Below are 16,857 nucleotides of genomic sequence, written 5' to 3' on the forward strand. Positions count from 1 at the left end.
TTTTCCATTGTGGCTGGGAGGAGCCCTGGCCGGCCTTCGGATTTCGTGAAGGCCGGGTTAATCAATCAACGATACCTCCTCTCCGGGCGCCTTCGATACGATGCGCCCTTGCGGCGCCTCGATGCGCCGGCCGATCGAATGAATGAGGAGACGAACATGATCAACGCCGTCGGACGGGACATTCCCGCGCAACTGCCCGGCCGCGCGCCCTTTGCCGGCGCGGGCGGGAAGGCCGGCCGCGCCTCCGGGCAGCAGAAGCTGCTGGCGTCGATCGGCGACACGCTGGATGCCTGCGGGCTGGCCGATGGCGGCACGGTGTCGTTCCACCACCATCTGCGCAATGGCGACCACCTGTTGAACCTCGTGCTTGCCGAGATCGCGCGGCGCGGGCTGCGCGACATCCACGTGGCGGCCAGTTCCCTGTTTCCGGTGCATGCGCCGCTGGTCGAACACATCCGTGCGGGCGTCGTCGGCCGGATCAGCGCGACCTACATTTCCGGCGCGGTCGGCGAGGCCATCGCACGCGGCGAGCTGAGCGAGCCGGTGCGCATGCTGACCCACGGCGGGCGGGCGCGGGCGATCATGGCGGGCGAGCTGCCGATCGACGTCGCCTTCGTTGCCGCGCCCACGGCCGACTGCTGCGGCAATATCAACGGCACCAATGGACGCTCGGCCTGCGGCACGCTGGGTTATGCGCTGGTCGATGTCAGGCATGCGCGGCATGTGGTGGCCGTCACCGACCACCTCGTGCCCCATCCCGCCAGCCCGGCCCAGATCACCCAGGACTTCGTCGACTACGTGGTCGAGGTCGACTCCATCGGCGACGCGGCCGGCATCGTCTCCGGGACCACGCGGGCGACCTCGGACCCGGTCGGGCTGGAGATCGCGCGTACCGCTGCGCAGGTGATCGAGGCGTCCGGGCTGCTGAAGGACGGCCTGTCGTTCCAGACCGGTGCCGGCGGCATTTCGCTGGCCGTCGCCGCCGCGCTGCGCGAGCTGATGGTCGCGCGCGGAATCACCGGCAGCTTCGCCTCCGGCGGCATCACCTCCTACCTCGTCGGGATGCTCGAACAAGGCCTGTTCCGGACCTTGCTGGACGTGCAGTGCTTCGATCTCGCCGCGGTCGATTCCTTCCGCCGCAACGCCGCCCACATGGAGATGTCGGCCTCGCTGTATGCCAATCCGGCGACCCGCGGCCCGGTCGTCGACCAGCTCGACGTGGTGATCCTGGGCGCGGCCGAGATCGACACGGATTTCAACGTGAATGTCACCACCGGCACCAACGGCGTGATCCTCGGCGGCTCGGGCGGCCATGCCGACACCGCCGCGGGGGCGAAGCTGGCGATCGTCACCACCAAGCTCAATGCCGGCGGCTTCGCCAAGGTAGTGGATCGCGTCGGCGTGGTCACCACGCCCGGCGAGACGATCGACGTGCTGGTCACCGAGGCAGGGGTCGCGGTGAATCCGCTGCGCGCCGAGCTCGCGCAGCGGCTGCGGGCCGCCGGCCTGCCGGTGGTGCCGGTCGAGGCGCTGCGCGACATCGCCGCCGGGCAGGCGACGAAGCCGCCGGCCGAGGTCTCGTCCCGCGGACGTGTGGTCGCCTTCGTGGAGTATTGCGACGGCACCGTGATCGACGTCGTCAGGGCTGTGCAGGGCTGATCGTATTGCTGTTCCCTTGCCGGTCGGTGGCAGGCGAGCGGCCTCCCCGATCGGCAAAGCGGCGCTGTCCCCGTTCGGTCTGTTTGGCGAGATGCATCGGCCGCATCATTGCCACCCACGATCGACAAGATGTTTCCGATCCGGCAGCGCATGGCCCGGGCAGCGTCCGGTCATCGCGCCCGCCAGGATGTTCAGCTCCCGATGGCGGGGTCGGGAAGGCCAGCCTCAGGCCCACGGCGATGCCCGTCCCGGCAGCTTGTCACTGCTTTGCCGTACCCTGCAGGAACGCGCGTTCGAGCAGGCCGGGCAGGCCCGCGCGGGCGACGCGGCCGCGGCGTTCCGCGTCCACCAGCCCGATCACCATCGACACCCAGATCTCGGTCAGCGCGGGCGCGGGGATGTCGATGCGGAACAGGCCTTCCTGCTGGCCGCGCAGGAAGAAGGCATCGAGGGAGGCATCCCAGCCTTCCTCGATACAGGGGTCTCTCAGCGCGTCCTTCCAGTAGTACGTCAGGAAGGCGGTCAGCTCCCGATGCTCCAGGTGGCTGGCGGTCAGTTGCCTGAGGGCGTCCGGCACCGCCGCCGTGTCCAGATTCGCGTCTCTGATGGCGTCGCTGAAGACCTGGGTGCAGTGCTGCATCAGGCGCTCGATGAGCTGCTCGCGGGTGCGGCAGAAGCGGTACAGCGTGGCCTTGCTGATGCCGATGGCGCGGGCGAGTTCCTGCAGCGAGGCCCTGGGCTGGTCGACGAGGGCGAGGGCCAGCGCGGCCAGCAGTTTCCGGTCTTCGGCATCGGCGGCAGGAGTTGTCATGCCAAGCTCACACGCTTCCATGTCAGGGGTTCGGATGCGGAGGTGAATCACATCCGACTCACCTTCGCCAATCATCGGCCTCATTGTCGCATGAGCTTGATTCAAACGTAAAATTGATCATAAAAATATCTTTTGAATCAAAATTGATTCATCGGGTGTTTTGTGGAATCATGCAGCGCTTGTGCATTCCGATCCTGCAGAGAGAACGATGACGAAGAGCCCGAAAATGTGGCCGCCATCCCTGTTCGTGCTTGCCGCGGCGGCGCTGATCGCCGGCTGCGACGGCGGCCAGGGCGCGCCCGGACCACAGGCCGAAGCCTTGCCGACGGTCGAGACGATCACGGTCGAACGCGGACCGCTGGCCTTGTCGAGCGAACTGCCGGGGCGTGTCGAGCCGGTCCGCGTCGCCGAAGTGCGGGCGCGGGTCGCTGGCATCGTGCTGAGCCGCAAGTTCACCGAAGGTGCCGACGTCGAGGCCGGCCAGGTGCTGTTCCAGATCGACCCGGCGCCGTTCAAGGCGGCGCTGTCGCGCGCGCAGGGCGCGCTGGCCAAGGCCGAAGCGAACCTGTTCGATGCCCGGGCCGTGCTGAAGCGCCATGAAGAACTGGTCAAGATCGAAGCGGTTAGCCGCCAGGACTACGACGCGACCCAGGCGCGGCTGAAGAGCGCGCAGGCCGAGCGCCAGGCGGCGCTGGCCGAGGTCGAGACGGCGAAGCTCGATCTCGGCTATGCGACGGTGAAGGCGCCGATCTCGGGCCGCATCGGCCGCGCGCTGGTGACCGAAGGCGCGCTCGTCGGCCAGGGCGAAGCCACGCCGCTGGCGATGATCCAGCAGATCGATCCGGTCCATGTCGATTTCAAGCAGCCGGTGGCCGAAGTGCAGGCCTTGCGCGCCGAACTGGCCGCGGGACGGCTGGCGCAGGACGAGGGCAAGGGTGCGCGGATTTCGGTCAGCGTCGAGGGCACGGGCGAGCAGCGCGACGGACACCTGCTGTTCTCCGACATCACCGTGGACCGCGGCACCGGTCAGATATCGCTGCGCGGCCGCTTCGACAATGCCGACGGGCTGCTGCTGCCCGGCATGTACGTGCGCGTGCATGCGCCGCAGGGCGTCGACCCGCAGGCGGTGCTGGTGCCGCAGCGCGCGGTGGTGCGGGGCACCGACGGCAGCCCGCAGGTGCTGGTGGTCGATGAGCAAGACACCGTGCAGGCGCGGCAAGTGCGCACCGGCGCGATGCACGGCGCCGCGTGGCACATCACCGACGGCCTGCAGGCCGGCGACCGGGTCGTCGTCGGCGGCCGCGCCAAGGCGGGCGACAAGGTTGCCGTCGCGCCGGCGGCGTCGCCCGCCGCGGCTGCCCCCGCCGCTGCGGGCGGCTGAAACCAGACGCCAGGGACAGGAACATGCCGAAGTTTTTCATCGACCGCCCCAACTTCGCCTGGGTGGTCGCGATCTTCATCTCGCTCGCCGGCCTGCTGGCGATTCCCTCGCTGCCGGTCGCCCAGTACCCGGTGGTGGCGCCGCCGCAGATCTCGATCTGGGCGACCTATCCCGGCGCCTCGGCCGGCACCGTGGTCGATTCGGTGACCAGCGTCATCGAGGAGGAACTCAACGGCGCCAAGGGGCTGCTGTATTACGAGTCGTCCAGCAGTTCCGCCGGTACCGCCGAGATCGTCGTCACCTTCGCGCCGGGCACCGACCCGGATCTGGCGCAGGTCGACGTGCAGAACCGCCTGAAGAAGGCCGAGGCACGCCTGCCCGGCGTCGTCACCCAGCTCGGCCTGCAGGTGGACCAGGCCAGCGCCGGCTTCCTGCTGATCTATGCGCTCACCTACAAGGGCGACGATGCAGGCCAGGACGTCGTCGGCCTGTCCGAATTCGCCGTGCGCAACATCAACAACGAGATCCGCCGCGTGCCCGGCGTCGGCAAGGTGCAGTACTTCGGTGCCGAAGCGGCGATGCGGGTGTGGGTCGATCCGCAGAAGCTGGTCGGCTACGGGCTGTCGGTGGCCGACGTCAATGCCGCGATCGCGGCGCAGAACGCGCAGGTGCCGGCCGGCAGCTTCGGCAGCCGCCCCGGCAGCGCCGAGCAGGAGCTGAGCGCCACGATCGTGGTCAAGGGCATGCTCGCGACGCCGGAGGAATTCGGCCGCATCGTGCTGCGTGCCAATCCCGATGGCTCGAAAGTGACGCTCGCCGACGTCGCCCGGCTGGAACTCGGCCGCCAGGACTACAACTTCGATTCGCGCATGAACGGCAAGCTGTCGGTGGCCGGCGCGGTGCAGCTGTCGCCGGGCGCCAACGCGGTGCAGACCGCGGCGGCGGTCAAGGCGCGGCTGGCGGAACTGTCGGTGTCCTTCCCGGACGACATCGAATACGCCGTGCCCTACGACACCTCGCGCTTCGTGGACGTCGCCATCGACAAGGTGATCCAGACCCTGGTCGAAGCCATGGTGCTGGTCTTCCTGGTGATGTTCCTGTTCCTGCAGAACTTCCGCTACACGCTGATCCCGACCATCGTGGTGCCGGTGTGCCTGCTCGGCACGCTGGCGGTGATGTATGCGCTGGGCTTCTCGGTCAACATGATGACGATGTTCGGCATGGTGCTGGCCATCGGCATCGTCGTGGACGACGCCATCGTCGTGGTCGAGAACGTCGAGCGCATCATGGCCGAGGAGGGGCTGGCGCCGCGCGAGGCGACGATCAAGGCGATGCGGCAGGTCGCCGGCGCCATCGTCGGCATCACCCTGGTGCTGGCGGCGGTGTTCATGCCGCTGGCCTTCATGAGCGGCTCGGTCGGCGTGATCTACCAGCAGTTCTCGCTGTCGCTGGCGGTGTCCATCCTGTTCTCCGGCTTCCTCGCGCTGAGCCTGACGCCGGCGCTGTGCGCGACGCTGCTGAAGCCGATTCCGCAGGGCCATCACGACGAGAAGAGCGGCTTCTTCGGCTGGTTCAATCGCCGTTTCGCCGGGCTGACCGAGCGCTACGAATGGCTCAACGCGCGCCTGCTGCGGCGCTCCGGCCGCTACATGCTGGTCTATGCGGCCATCGTCGCGGTGCTGGGCTTCTTCTACCTGCGCCTGCCCGAATCCTTCGTGCCGGTCGAGGATCAGGGTTATTTCATCGTCGACGTGCAACTGCCGCCGGGCGCCACCTATCCGCGCGCAGAAGCGGTGGTCAAGGAGCTGGAGGAGTACCTGCATTCTCGGAACAGCATGGATTCGACCACGATGCTGCTCGGCTTCAGCTTCTCCGGCACCGGCCAGAACGCCGGCCTGGGCTTTCCGACGCTGACCGACTGGTCCGAGCGCGGCCGTGGGCAGTCGGCTTCGGACGAGGTCGCGGCGTTCAACGCCCGCTTCGCCGGCCTCGGCGATGCCGCGGTGATGGCGGTCGATCCGCCGCCGATCGAAGGCCTGGGCAATGCCGGCGGCTTCGCCCTGCGCCTGCAGGACCGCGGCGGCCTCGGCCGCGAGGCGCTGATCGCCGCGCGCAACGAGCTGCTGTACAAGGCCAACACCTCGCCGCTCTTCGCCTACGCGATGATGGAAGGCCTGGAAGACGCGCCCCAGCTTCGGCTGGACATCGACCGTGCCAAGGCCGAGGCCCTGGGCGTCAGCTTCGCCGACATCAACACCGCCATCGCCAGCGCCTACGGTTCGGCCCTGGTCAGCGACTTCGCCAATGCCGGCCGGCAGCAGCGGGTGGTGGTGCAGGCCGACGTCGACGAGCGCATGACGCCGGAGCAGATCCTGGCGCTGCACGTGCCCAATGCGCGCGGCGAGCAGGTGCCGCTGTCGGCCTTCACCACCACGGCCTGGGAAAGTGGCGCGGTGCAGATCTCGCGCTACAACGGCTATCCGGCGTTCAAGATCGGCGGCAACGCCGCGCCCGGCCACAGCACCGGCGAGGCGATGGCCGAGATCGAACGGATCATCGGCGAACTGCCCGAAGGCATCGGCTACGAATGGACCGGGCTGTCCTACCAGGAGAAGTTCGCCGGTGCGCAGGCGCCGATGCTGTTCGCACTGTCCTTCCTGGTGGTGTTCCTGCTGCTGGTGGCGCTGTACGAAAGCTGGTCGATCCCGGCCTCGGTGATGCTGATCGTGCCGGTCGGCGCGCTCGGCGCGGTGCTGGCCGTGACCCTGCTGGGCATGCCCAACGACGTCTATTTCAAGGTCGGCCTGATCACCATCATCGGCCTGTCGGCGAAGAACGCGATCCTGATCGTCGAGTTCGCCAAGAGCCTGCGTGAACAGGGGCGTCCGCTGGTCGAGGCCGCGATCGAGGCGGCGCGGCTGCGCTTCCGCCCGATCGTGATGACCTCGCTGGCCTTCATCCTCGGCGTGGTGCCGCTGGCCATCGCCACCGGCGCCGGCGCCGCCAGCCAGCGCGCGATCGGCATCGGCGTGATCGGCGGCATGCTGACCGCGACCTCGCTCGGCGTCATCCTGGTGCCGATCTTCTTCGTCTGGGTGCTGTCGCGCTTCTCGCGCCGCAAGCAGGCCGGGCAGGGCGCCGACGCACCGATGCGGCCGGCGGCCGATAGCGCGGCGGAATGAGCGGACGCGGCATCCCGACCAGGATCTCGCGCGCCGGCACGCCGTACTTCTCTCGGCGCGCTTGGCGAACAGCAGGGAGGATCCATAGACGCCGCTGTCTGGCCTATGCGGTGTCGTAACCCAGCAGACGCCCGTCGATGATGCGCTGCGCCACCGGTTCGGGCACGTCCTGCTCCCAGGTGCCGCGGCCGCGGCGCAGGCCCGTCAGCACTTCGGTGGCGTCGATGTGCAGATGGCTGTCGTCGAGCGGCTGCACGGCGAGCAGCTTGTCGTTGTCCATCAGGTGGGCGAGCAGGTGGCGGAGCTTGGCCGGCACCTGCACGTTGTCCAGCGTCACCAGTTCCGCGCCGCCGCCCCTGGGGCGCGAGGGATACACATAGACGTGGGTGTTGTCCGGGAACAGTTTGCCGAAGGCTTCGAGGATGCCGCCCTCGAGGCCTTCGTAGTATTTTTCGTCGAACAGGGAATCGAAGTCGCGCACCGACAGCACGATCCCGATCGGCTTCTGCGTGTAGCGCCGCAGGTAGGCGCGCAGGCGGAAGAAACGCACGTAGTCGGAAATCATTACCGTGTAGCCCTGCGAGGCGAGCAGCTCGATGCGGGCGAGGAAATCGGTGCCGTCGATCCTGTCGCCGCTGATCAGCGAATTCATCGTGATCTCGGCCAGCGACACGATCTCGTCCTCGTTCACCGCGGCGAGCTGGCTGAACTGCTTGAGGCCGGCGGTCGTCATGTCCACATTGACGCAGGTCACCGGCTTGAAGCTGCCGCGGATCACCATCACCGGCTTGCGATGGAACAGTTCGCCCGGCACCACCATCTCGCCCGCCGGGTTGAATACCACCGCCCGCGTCAGCCAGCTGCGGATCAGGTGCAGATTCATCAGCCGGTTGTCGACTTCCTCGAAATAGGGGCCGGAGAAATGGATCAGATCGACCTCGATGCGCTCCGAGCCCAGCGCGTCGGCCAGACCCTCGACCACCCATTCGGGATGGTGGTGATGGAAGAAGGCACCGTGGATCAGGTTGACGCCGAGGATGCCGAGCGCCTCGGCCTGCTGCGCATTGTCATTGTCGAGCATGCGCACGTGCAGGATCACGTCGCTGGGCGCCGCGCCCGGGTGCAGTTGCAGGCGGATGCCGACCCAGCCGTGGCATTCGTTCTTCTGCTTGAAGCTGCGCGCGGTGACGGTGGCGGCATAGGCGAAGAACGTGGTGTTCTTCGGCCGCAGATGGGCCAGCCGCGCCACCACCTGGTCGAACTCCTTTTCCAGCATCTGCAGCAGCCGGGCACGGCTGACGTAGCGGTCCACATGGCCGTAAATGTCGTCGCTCACCGCCATGTCGTAGGCCGACATGGTCTTGGCGATGGTGCCTGCTGCCGCGCCGACCTGGAAAAACCGGCGTGCGACTTCCTGTCCGGCGCCGATCTCGACGATGGAGCCGTATTTGTACTTGTCGAGGTTGAGCTGCAGGGCCTTCTGATCGGTGGAGAGGGCGGTGTCGCGCGTATGCATGGACGAGGATCCGACGTGAGTGGGCGAGGCATGCTGGATGATCGGGGGCGGCCCGGTCAGGCGGCCGTCCTGCCCGTGCGGCATCCGGAACGTGCCTGTCATTGTCTCGCATCGCGCACCCGGGCGCCAGAACCGGGCAGATCCGGCGGGCAGCGACTCGCCAGCACATCTTGCCCGCCGCCGAAGCCGTCTGCTGGAAGGGCTGTCCGATTGCGTTGAATGGGTGAAGGCGGAAGTGCCCGTATACTTGCGGGCAGATTCCATTTTCCCGAGCTGCGGGTTTCGGCCGAGATGCGCAAGATCATCCATTGCGATTGCGACTGCTTCTACGCCTCGGTCGAGATGCGCGACGACCCGGCGCTGCGCGGACGGCCGCTCGCGGTCGGCGGGCGGCCGGAAACGCGAGGCGTGATCGCCACCTGCAACTACGAGGCGCGGGCCTTCGGCGTGCATTCGGCGATGCCGACCGCGCGGGCGCTGCAACTATGCCCGCAGCTCCTGCTGCTGCCGCCCGATTTCGAGCGCTACCGCGCGGCGTCGAAGCAGATCCTCGCCATCTACCGCGACTACACGCCGCTGGTCGAACCGCTGTCGCTCGACGAAGCCTATCTCGACGTCAGCGGCGTCGATCGCTGCAAGGGCTCGGCCACCTTGATGGCCGAGGAGATCCGTGCCCGCATCCGCGCCGAAGTCGGCATCACCGCGTCGGCAGGCATCGCGCCCAGCAAGTTCGTCGCCAAGGTGGCGAGCGACTGGAACAAGCCGGACGGGCAGTTCGTGGTGCGGCCCGACGAGGTCGATGCCTTCGTCGCCGCGCTGCCGGTGAAGAAGATCTTCGGCGTCGGCAAGGTCACGGCGGCGCGGCTGCAGGCGCTGGGCGTGAACACCTGCGGCGACCTGCGCGCCTGGAGCCTGGCCGAGCTGGCGCAGGAATTCGGCAGCTTCGGTGCCAGCCTGTACCGCCTGTGCCGGGGCATCGACGAACGGCCGGTGTGCCCCGACCGCATCCGCAAATCCTTGTCGATCGAGACCACCTACGTCACCGATCTGCCTGATCTCGAAACCTGCCGGACCGAACTGAAAGTGCTGATCGGCGAGTTCCGCGAGCGCTTCGACCGCGCGCGTGAGACGCGGCCGGTGCACAAGGCGGTGGTCAAGATCCGATTCGACGATTTTTCCCGCACCACCGCCGAATGCGTCTGCGAGGCGCCGGACGAGCCGGTGTGGCTGGCGCTGCTCGACGAGGCGCATGCGCGCAAGGCGCGGCCGGTGCGGCTGCTGGGGGTCGGCGTGCGTTTTGCCGAGGATGAGGGCGCGGCAGCCGGCGCCGGGCAGATCGCGCTGGATTTCGCCGGCTGAGCCCCGCGCGCTCTCCACCTGAAACAGCTCTCCGCGCCCCGATCCGATAGTCTGCCGGCCCGGACCTTTTTCGAATCTTCTCCGCAGGACACATCCCGATGGCCGAACGTGCCGATGCCGCAGCCCATGCCGACGAAGACCCTCCCGCCGCGCAGCCCGTGCGCGAGCAGCCTGCCAGCCTGGCAACGCTCTACCGCACGCTGTGGCAGCATGCCGTCGGCGCGCGCCACCTGATCCTGCTCGCCTTCGCACTGCTGCTGGCTTCGCAGCTTTTCAAGCTCGGCGTGCCCTGGCTGGCGGGCAACGCCATCGACGCCATCCAGTCCGGCGGCGTCGAAGGGCTGCCGGGCGCAGCGCGCTGGCTCGCGCTGGTGTTCGCGGCCATTGTCGCCAGTTGGCTGCTGCACGGACCGGGCCGCATCCTGGAACGCAACGTCGCGCTCAAGGTGCGCGAGCGCATGTCGGCACTGCTCGTCGGGCGCCTGGTCGGCGCGCCGCTGGCCTGGCACGAAGGCCACCATTCGGGTGAAACCACCCACCGCGTGCAGCAGAGCACGCGCGCGCTGTACGACTTCGCCCAGAGCCAGTTCATCTACCTGCAGAACACGGTGAAGCTGGTCGGGCCGATCGTCGCGCTGTGGCTGATCTCGCCGCTGGTCGGCGTCGTCGCGATGCTGGGCTACGGCCTGATCGGCCTGCTGATCACCCGCTTCGACCGCGTCATGATGCGCATCGCGCTGGACGAGAACCGCGCCGAGCGCGCCTATTCGGCCACGCTGGTGGACGTGCTGGGCAACGTGTTCTCGGTGCTGGCACTGCGCCGGGGCGAAGGCGTGGCGCGCCTGATCGCGACGCGACTGGCGGCGGTGTTCGGCCCGCTGCGGCGCGGCATCGTGCTCAACGAACTGAAGTGGTGTTCGGTCGATTTGCTGGCGAATGCGCTGTGGTGTGTGCTGGTCGGCGTCTATGCGGCCGAGGCCGCGGGGGTGATCAGCTTCGGCGGCGGGGCCGCCGTGCTGGCCGGTGCAGCCGGCGGCATCGCGCTGGGCAAGGTCTTCATGGTGTACGAATACGCGCAGCAGGCCGGCGGCGTGATCACCGCGATCGCGGCGCACTTCCAGTCGCTGGCACGCCAGCGCGCCGACTACGCCACCGCGCAGCCGGTGCTGGAAACAGGGCAGGCTTCGCCAGCCGTGCCGCTGCTGGACGCCGAGACGGGCGGCTGGCACGAGCTTGAACTGCGGGACCTGCGCTTCGCCCATGCCGCAGCCCGCGGCGGCGCGTCGCTGCAGGTCGAACGGCTCGAACTGGCGCGCGGCAGGTGCTATGCGCTGGTCGGGCCGAGCGGCGGCGGCAAGAGCACCTTGCTGCGCCTGCTGGCCGGGCTGGACGAGGCGCCGGGCTGCAGCCTGCGGATCGATGGCCGGGAAGTGCCCGCCGCGGCGGACACGCTGCGCCACATGGCGACGCTGATTCCGCAGCAGGCCGAGATGTTCGACGGCACGCTGGCCGAGAACCTGCTGCTCGGCGGCGAGGCGCCGGCCGAGCGGATCGCCGCCGCGCTGCATGCGAGCTGCGCCGACGTCATCGTCGATGGACTGGCGGGAGGGCTGGAGTCGCGCGTCAGCGAAGGCGGCGCGAACTGGTCGGGCGGCCAGCGCCAGCGGCTGGCGCTGGCGCGCGGCGTGCTGGCGGCCGAAGGCAGTTCGCTGGTGCTGCTCGACGAACCGAGCAGCAGCCTCGACCCCGAAACCGAAGGCCGGGTCTACGGCCGCCTGTTCGAGCACTTCGCCGATGCGGCCATCGTGTCCTCGGTGCATCGGCTGCACCTGCTCGACCGCTTCGACGGCGTCATCCTGATGTGCGGCGGGCGGATCGAGGCGACGGGCAGCGCCTGGGAACTGGCGCAGTCGTCGGCACTGTTCCGTGAACTGCTCGCCGCGCAGGGGGCGGAGGCTCAGTCGCAGGCGCGCTGAAACCCAGGGGCAGGGAGCGCCGTCAGGCGTTCTTGCGCTTCTGCCACAGCACGTCGCCGCGCCCGCCGGCACGGTTCAGCACGCGGCCGAGCACGAACAGCAGGTCGGACAGGCGGTTGAGATACTGGCGCGGGCCGTCGTTGATCGTTTCCTCCAGCGCCACCGCCACCAGCGCGCGTTCGGCGCGGCGGCACACGGTGCGGGCGTGGTGGGCCAGCGCGGCCGCGCGGGTGCCGCCGGGCAGGATGAAGTCCTTCAGCGGTTCCAGCGGCTCGTTGAAGCGGTCCAGCTCGTTTTCGAGGTGGGTCACCTGCCTGTCGGTGATCATGCTCATGCCCGGGATGCACACTTCGCCGCCGAGGTCGAACAAGTCGTGCTGCACATCGGTCAGCAGCGTGCGCACGTCTTCCGGCAGCTCTTCGCACAGCAGCAGGCCGACGACCGAATTGGTCTCGTCGATCTCGCCCAGCGCGTGGATGCGCAGGCTGTCCTTGGAAACGCGCCTGCCGTCGCCCAGGCCGGTGGTGCCGGCGTCGCCGGTGCGGGTATAGATCTTGGAAAGGCGGTTGCCCATGGCGTGTCGTGCCTCGCTATCGGTTGAGGTTAAGGTTGACGTTCGCGTCAATTATAGGCGAAGGCCCCGGCCGCGCGGGCCGGCTCATGGCCGGTTTAAGCTCATGATAAACTTGCACATTCGCCTGCAGCACGGGCCTATCGTCCAGAAAACACGCCAATCTCCATGAAAGCCGCCGAAATCCGCGAAAAATTCCTCAAGTTCTTCGAGTCGAAAGGCCACCAGATCGTGCCTTCGTCTTCGCTGGTGCCGCACGACGACCCGACGCTGCTGTTCACCAACGCCGGCATGAACCAGTTCAAGGATGTCTTCCTCGGCTTCGACAAGCGCCCCTACAGCCGCGCCACCACCTCGCAGAAATGCGTGCGCGCCGGCGGCAAGCACAACGACCTCGAAAACGTCGGCTACACCGCGCGCCACCACACCTTCTTCGAGATGCTGGGCAACTTCAGCTTCGGCGACTACTTCAAGCGTGATGCGATCACCTACGCCTGGGAACTGCTGACCGAAGTCTTCAAGCTGCCGAAGGACAAGCTGTGGGTCACGGTGTATGCCGAGGACGACGAAGCCTACGACATCTGGACCAAGGAAGTCGGCGTGCCCGCCGAGTGCGTGATCCGCATCGGCGACAACAAGGGCGCGCGCTACGCCTCGGACAACTTCTGGATGATGGGCGACACCGGCCCCTGCGGCCCCTGCACCGAGATCTTCTACGACCACGGCCCGCACATCTGGGGCGGCCCGCCGGGATCGCCCGACGAGGACGGCGACCGCTACATCGAGATCTGGAACAACGTGTTCATGCAGTTCAACCGCGACGAGGCCGGCGTGATGCATCCGCTGCCCAAGCCCTCGGTGGACACCGGCATGGGCCTGGAGCGGGTCTCGGCGGTGCTGCAGGGCGTGCATGCCAACTACGAGATCGACCTGTTCCAGGCGCTGATCAAGGCCGCCGCGCGTGAAACTTCGGGCGCCGACATGGATTCGCCGTCGCTGAAGGTGCTGGCCGACCACATCCGTGCCTGTGCCTTCCTGATCGCCGACGGCGTCATTCCGGGCAACGAAGGCCGCGGCTACGTGCTGCGCCGCATCATCCGCCGCGCCATCCGCCACGGCTACAAGCTCGGCGCGCGCGCCGCCTTCTTCCACCGCCTGGTGCCCGATCTGGTCGCCGAGATGGGCGCCGCCTATCCCGAACTGAAGGACGGCGAGCGCCGCATCACCGAGGTGCTGCGCCAGGAAGAAGACCGCTTCTTCGCCACCATCGAAAACGGCATGGCCATCGTCGAAGCCGAACTCGCCGCGATGGAAAAGGCCGGCAACAAGATCTTCGATGGCGGCACCGCGTTCAAGCTGCACGACACCTACGGCTTCCCGCTCGACCTCACCGCCGACATCTGCCGCGAGCGCGAGGTGACGGTGGATGCTGCCGCCTTCGACGCCGCGATGGCGCGCCAGAAGGAACAGGCGCGCGCCGCCGGCAAGTTCAAGATGGCGACCAACCTCGAATACGACGGCCCGGCGACCACCTTCCACGGCTACGAGCGCCTGGAGGAAAAGGGCAACATCCTCGCGCTGTACAAGGACGGCGCCGCGGTCAATGAACTGCTCGAAGGCGAAATGGGCGTGGTCGTGCTCGACAACACCCCGTTCTACGCCGAATCCGGCGGCCAGGTCGGCGACCGCGGCGAACTGCGCGCCACCGGCGGCATCTTCGGCGTCGAGGACACGCAGAAGATCCAGGCCGCGGTGTTCGGCCACCACGGCGTGGTGCGCACCGGCAAGCTGTCGGTCGGGCAGGGCGTCGTCGCCCGCGTCGATGTCGCCGCCCGTGCCGCCACCGCGCGCAACCACTCCGTCACCCACATCATGCACAAGGCGCTGCGCCAGGTGCTCGGTGCCCACGTGCAGCAGAAGGGTTCGCTGGTCGACCCGGACAAGACCCGCTTCGACTTCGCCCACACCGCGCCGATGACGGCCGAGGAAATCCGCGAGGTCGAGGAAATCGTCAACCGCGAAATCCTCGCCAACTCGCCGACCCAGGCCGAAGTGATGGCGCTGGAAGCCGCGCAGCAGTCCGGCGCGATGATGCTGTTCGGCGAAAAGTACGCCGACGAAGTGCGCGTGCTGTCGATCGGCACCTCCAAGGAACTGTGCGGCGGCACCCACGTCGCGCGCACCGGCGACATCGGCCTGTTCAAGATCGTCGCCGAAGGCGGCGTCGCCGCCGGCATCCGCCGCGTCGAAGCGATCACCGGCGAAAACGCGCTGCGCTACGCCCAGGAACAGGAACGCCGCGTGCAGGGCATGTCGGCGCTGCTGAAAGTGCAGCCCGACGAAGTCGCCGAACGCGTCGCCGGCATCCTCGACAACGTCCGCGCGCTGGAAAAAGAACTCGCCCGCCTCAAGGGCAAGCTCGCCGCCAGCCAGGGCGACGACCTGGCGAACCAGGCGGTCGAAGTTGGCGGCATCAAGGTGCTGGCCGCCACGCTCGACGGCGCCGACGTGCCGACGCTGCGCGACACCATGGACAAGCTCAAGGACAAGCTCAAGACCGCCGCCATCGTGCTGGCCTCGGTGACGGACGGCAAGGTCTCGCTGATCGCCGGCGTCACCGCCGACAGCACGTCGAAGATCAAGGCCGGCGAGCTGGTCAACTTCGTCGCCCAGCAGATCGGCGGCAAGGGCGGTGGCCGGCCGGACATGGCCCAGGCGGGCGGCACCCAGCCGGAAAACCTGCCGGTGGCGCTGGCGGGAGTCAGGGAGTGGGTGAGCGGGAAGCTCTGACGGGTTGATGGATTGATGGGAAACGGCCGGAAGGGGAATGCCCTTCCGGCCGTTTCGTTTTGCGGCTTGGCTACACGGGGAGCCGAAGATCAGTTTGGCCGCCACCATGCAGATGGGATCGAGACGGAAGATCATCGCGCGACGTAATTCAAGACAAACGCATTGACGATAATGTCTCGGATAATGACAATGACACGCCTCTGCCAGTGGAATGCCCGTCATGCCGGTCCCCGCCAATGTCAGCCACGACCAGAACTTCAAGAATCTGATCCTCGACTATCCGCGCCAGGCGCTCGAGTTCTTCGCCCCGAGCGAAGCGCAGGAGATCGACGACACGGTGCGGATCACACCGATTCGGCAAGAACAACTGAAGAACCGCCTCGGCGATCGCTTCCACGAGCTGGATGTGCCGCTGCTCGTCGAGTGGCCGGATGGCCGACGTGAGGCTTTGTTATTCATCATCGAAGAGGAAAGCAACCCCGAACGCTTTTCCATCCATCGGCTCGGCCATTACTGCCTGGATCTTGCCGAACTGTGCAAGACCGATCGCATGGTGCCAGTGGTGGTTTTCCTGCGCGGCGGCCAACGGATTCGTAAGCGGCTGGAGCTGGGCAGCGAACACTTCGCCTTCCTGTCGTTCAGCTACCTCTTTTGCATCCTGGATGAGCTGCCGGTCGAGCAATACCGCGACAGCGACAACATCGTCGCTCGCCTGAACCTGCCCAACATGGCCTACCCGCGCCAGCAGGTGGTCGACATCTTTGCTTGGGCCCTGCGCGGCCTGCTGCTGCTTGAACCCGATCAGGAAAAACGTCTCAAATACATGGACTTCATCGACACCTACAGTGCCCTGGACGATAATGAACGACAGGTTTTCAGCCAACAGTACCCGCAGGAGAAGCAAATCGTGATGATCTGGAGCGAGCGGATGCGCAGCGAGGGCCGGCAGCAGGGGATGCAGTTGGGTCGGCAGGAAGGATTGGAAGAAGGCGTCCAGCGAGGAGAATTGGCTGTCCTGACCCGGCAACTCACCCGCCGCTTCGGTCCGCTCGATGCCGCCACAACGGTGCGGCTGCAGCAAGCCACTTTAGCCGAACTGGAGCAATGGGCCGAGAACATCCTCGATGCGCAAACTCTGGAAGAAGTATTCGGCAGCGTTTGAAGCCTGCGAATTTGCAGCACACGGAACGGCACCTGCGGGTGCCGTTTTCGTTGCCGCCGCTCCTTCTCCCGCCAGTTTCGGCGTCGGCCGCATCGATGCAGGCCTGGTTGGTGCATTGCCGGCGTTTCTCTTTCGCTTTTGCAAGCGTTTCGGCTTCTGCGTGGCTGAGCCAGTTGTTCGCCACCTCATTGAGCGCGGTCCCCGCGCCGTGCGCCCCGCCCACCGCCGCTCCCGCAGCAGTGCTGGCCAGTGCGGTCAGTGTTATGGCCAGCGACCCGTCGATGTCGGCTTCGACATAGGTATGGGTCCAACTCAGGTCGCTGCCGTCGGCCTTGTCTCTGGTCTAGTTGGCGCTGAAGGCTAGACCACTGGATGTGCTGATACGGTATTCCCCTGACAGTTGACCACATTGGGGGGTGGTCATACGACCCCGAGCCGGGTTATGAAACG

10 protein-coding genes are annotated in these 16,857 nt (G+C 67.3%); 7 read left to right on the forward strand and 3 right to left on the reverse strand.

Features of this window, described 5'->3' with window-relative positions; all coding sequences use genetic code 11:
• Nucleotides 1-156: 156 nt before the first annotated feature.
• Entirely contained in the window at nt 157-1,659 is a 1,503-nt protein-coding gene (gene citF / locus NX068_RS16075; protein ID WP_263462262.1) for a citrate lyase subunit alpha, read from the forward strand.
• A gap of 259 nt (nt 1,660-1,918) precedes the next feature.
• On the opposite strand, the gene NX068_RS16080 is transcribed toward citF, so the two are convergent.
• Nucleotides 1,919-2,470, reverse strand: coding sequence for a TetR/AcrR family transcriptional regulator (locus NX068_RS16080; protein WP_263462263.1), 552 nt, complete (start codon nt 2,468-2,470; stop codon nt 1,919-1,921).
• Between the two features lie 226 nt (nt 2,471-2,696).
• Between NX068_RS16080 and NX068_RS16085 the strand changes: the two genes are divergently transcribed.
• Nucleotides 2,697-3,851, forward strand: a complete 1,155-nt coding sequence (locus tag NX068_RS16085; protein ID WP_263462264.1) for an efflux RND transporter periplasmic adaptor subunit — start codon at nt 2,697-2,699, stop codon at nt 3,849-3,851.
• A 23-nt stretch (nt 3,852-3,874) separates the two neighbouring features.
• Entirely contained in the window at nt 3,875-7,033 is a 3,159-nt protein-coding gene (locus tag NX068_RS16090) for a multidrug efflux RND transporter permease subunit (protein WP_263462265.1), read from the forward strand.
• Nucleotides 7,034-7,136: 103 nt separating this feature from the next.
• Here NX068_RS16090 and NX068_RS16095 read toward each other — a convergent pair whose 3' ends face one another.
• A complete protein-coding gene (locus NX068_RS16095; RefSeq protein WP_263462266.1) occupies nt 7,137-8,549 on the reverse strand; it encodes a TonB-dependent receptor in 1,413 nt (470 codons plus the stop codon).
• Nucleotides 8,550-8,840: 291 nt separating this feature from the next.
• Between NX068_RS16095 and dinB the strand changes: the two genes are divergently transcribed.
• Both dinB and NX068_RS16105 read left to right on the forward strand, forming a co-directional pair.
• Nucleotides 8,841-9,908 (forward strand): DNA polymerase IV, encoded by a 1,068-nt coding sequence (gene dinB / locus NX068_RS16100; RefSeq protein ID WP_263462267.1) that lies wholly within the window; start codon nt 8,841-8,843, stop codon nt 9,906-9,908.
• Between the two features lie 98 nt (nt 9,909-10,006).
• On the forward strand, nt 10,007-11,884 hold the full coding sequence (locus NX068_RS16105) for an ATP-binding cassette domain-containing protein (RefSeq protein WP_263462268.1): 1,878 nt from the start codon (nt 10,007-10,009) through the stop codon (nt 11,882-11,884).
• 22 nt (nt 11,885-11,906) lie between these two features.
• Here the strand turns inward: NX068_RS16105 and NX068_RS16110 are convergent, their stop codons facing one another.
• On the reverse strand, nt 11,907-12,458 hold the full coding sequence (locus NX068_RS16110) for a cob(I)yrinic acid a,c-diamide adenosyltransferase (RefSeq protein ID WP_263462269.1): 552 nt from the start codon (nt 12,456-12,458) through the stop codon (nt 11,907-11,909).
• 165 nt (nt 12,459-12,623) lie between these two features.
• Here NX068_RS16110 and alaS point away from each other — a divergent pair, with 165 nt between their 5' ends.
• Together alaS and NX068_RS16120 are read left to right on the forward strand one after the other, a co-directional pair.
• Nucleotides 12,624-15,245 (forward strand): alanine--tRNA ligase, encoded by a 2,622-nt coding sequence (gene alaS, locus NX068_RS16115; RefSeq protein WP_263462270.1) that lies wholly within the window; start codon nt 12,624-12,626, stop codon nt 15,243-15,245.
• 220 nt (nt 15,246-15,465) lie between these two features.
• Nucleotides 15,466-16,407: a DUF4351 domain-containing protein gene (locus NX068_RS16120; protein ID WP_263462271.1), complete on the forward strand. Its 942-nt coding sequence runs from the start codon at nt 15,466-15,468 to the stop codon at nt 16,405-16,407.
• Nucleotides 16,408-16,857 lie beyond the last annotated feature (450 nt).

Source organism: Thauera carbonicopians, from assembly GCF_025699485.1.
GTDB lineage: Bacteria > Pseudomonadota > Gammaproteobacteria > Burkholderiales > Rhodocyclaceae > Thauera.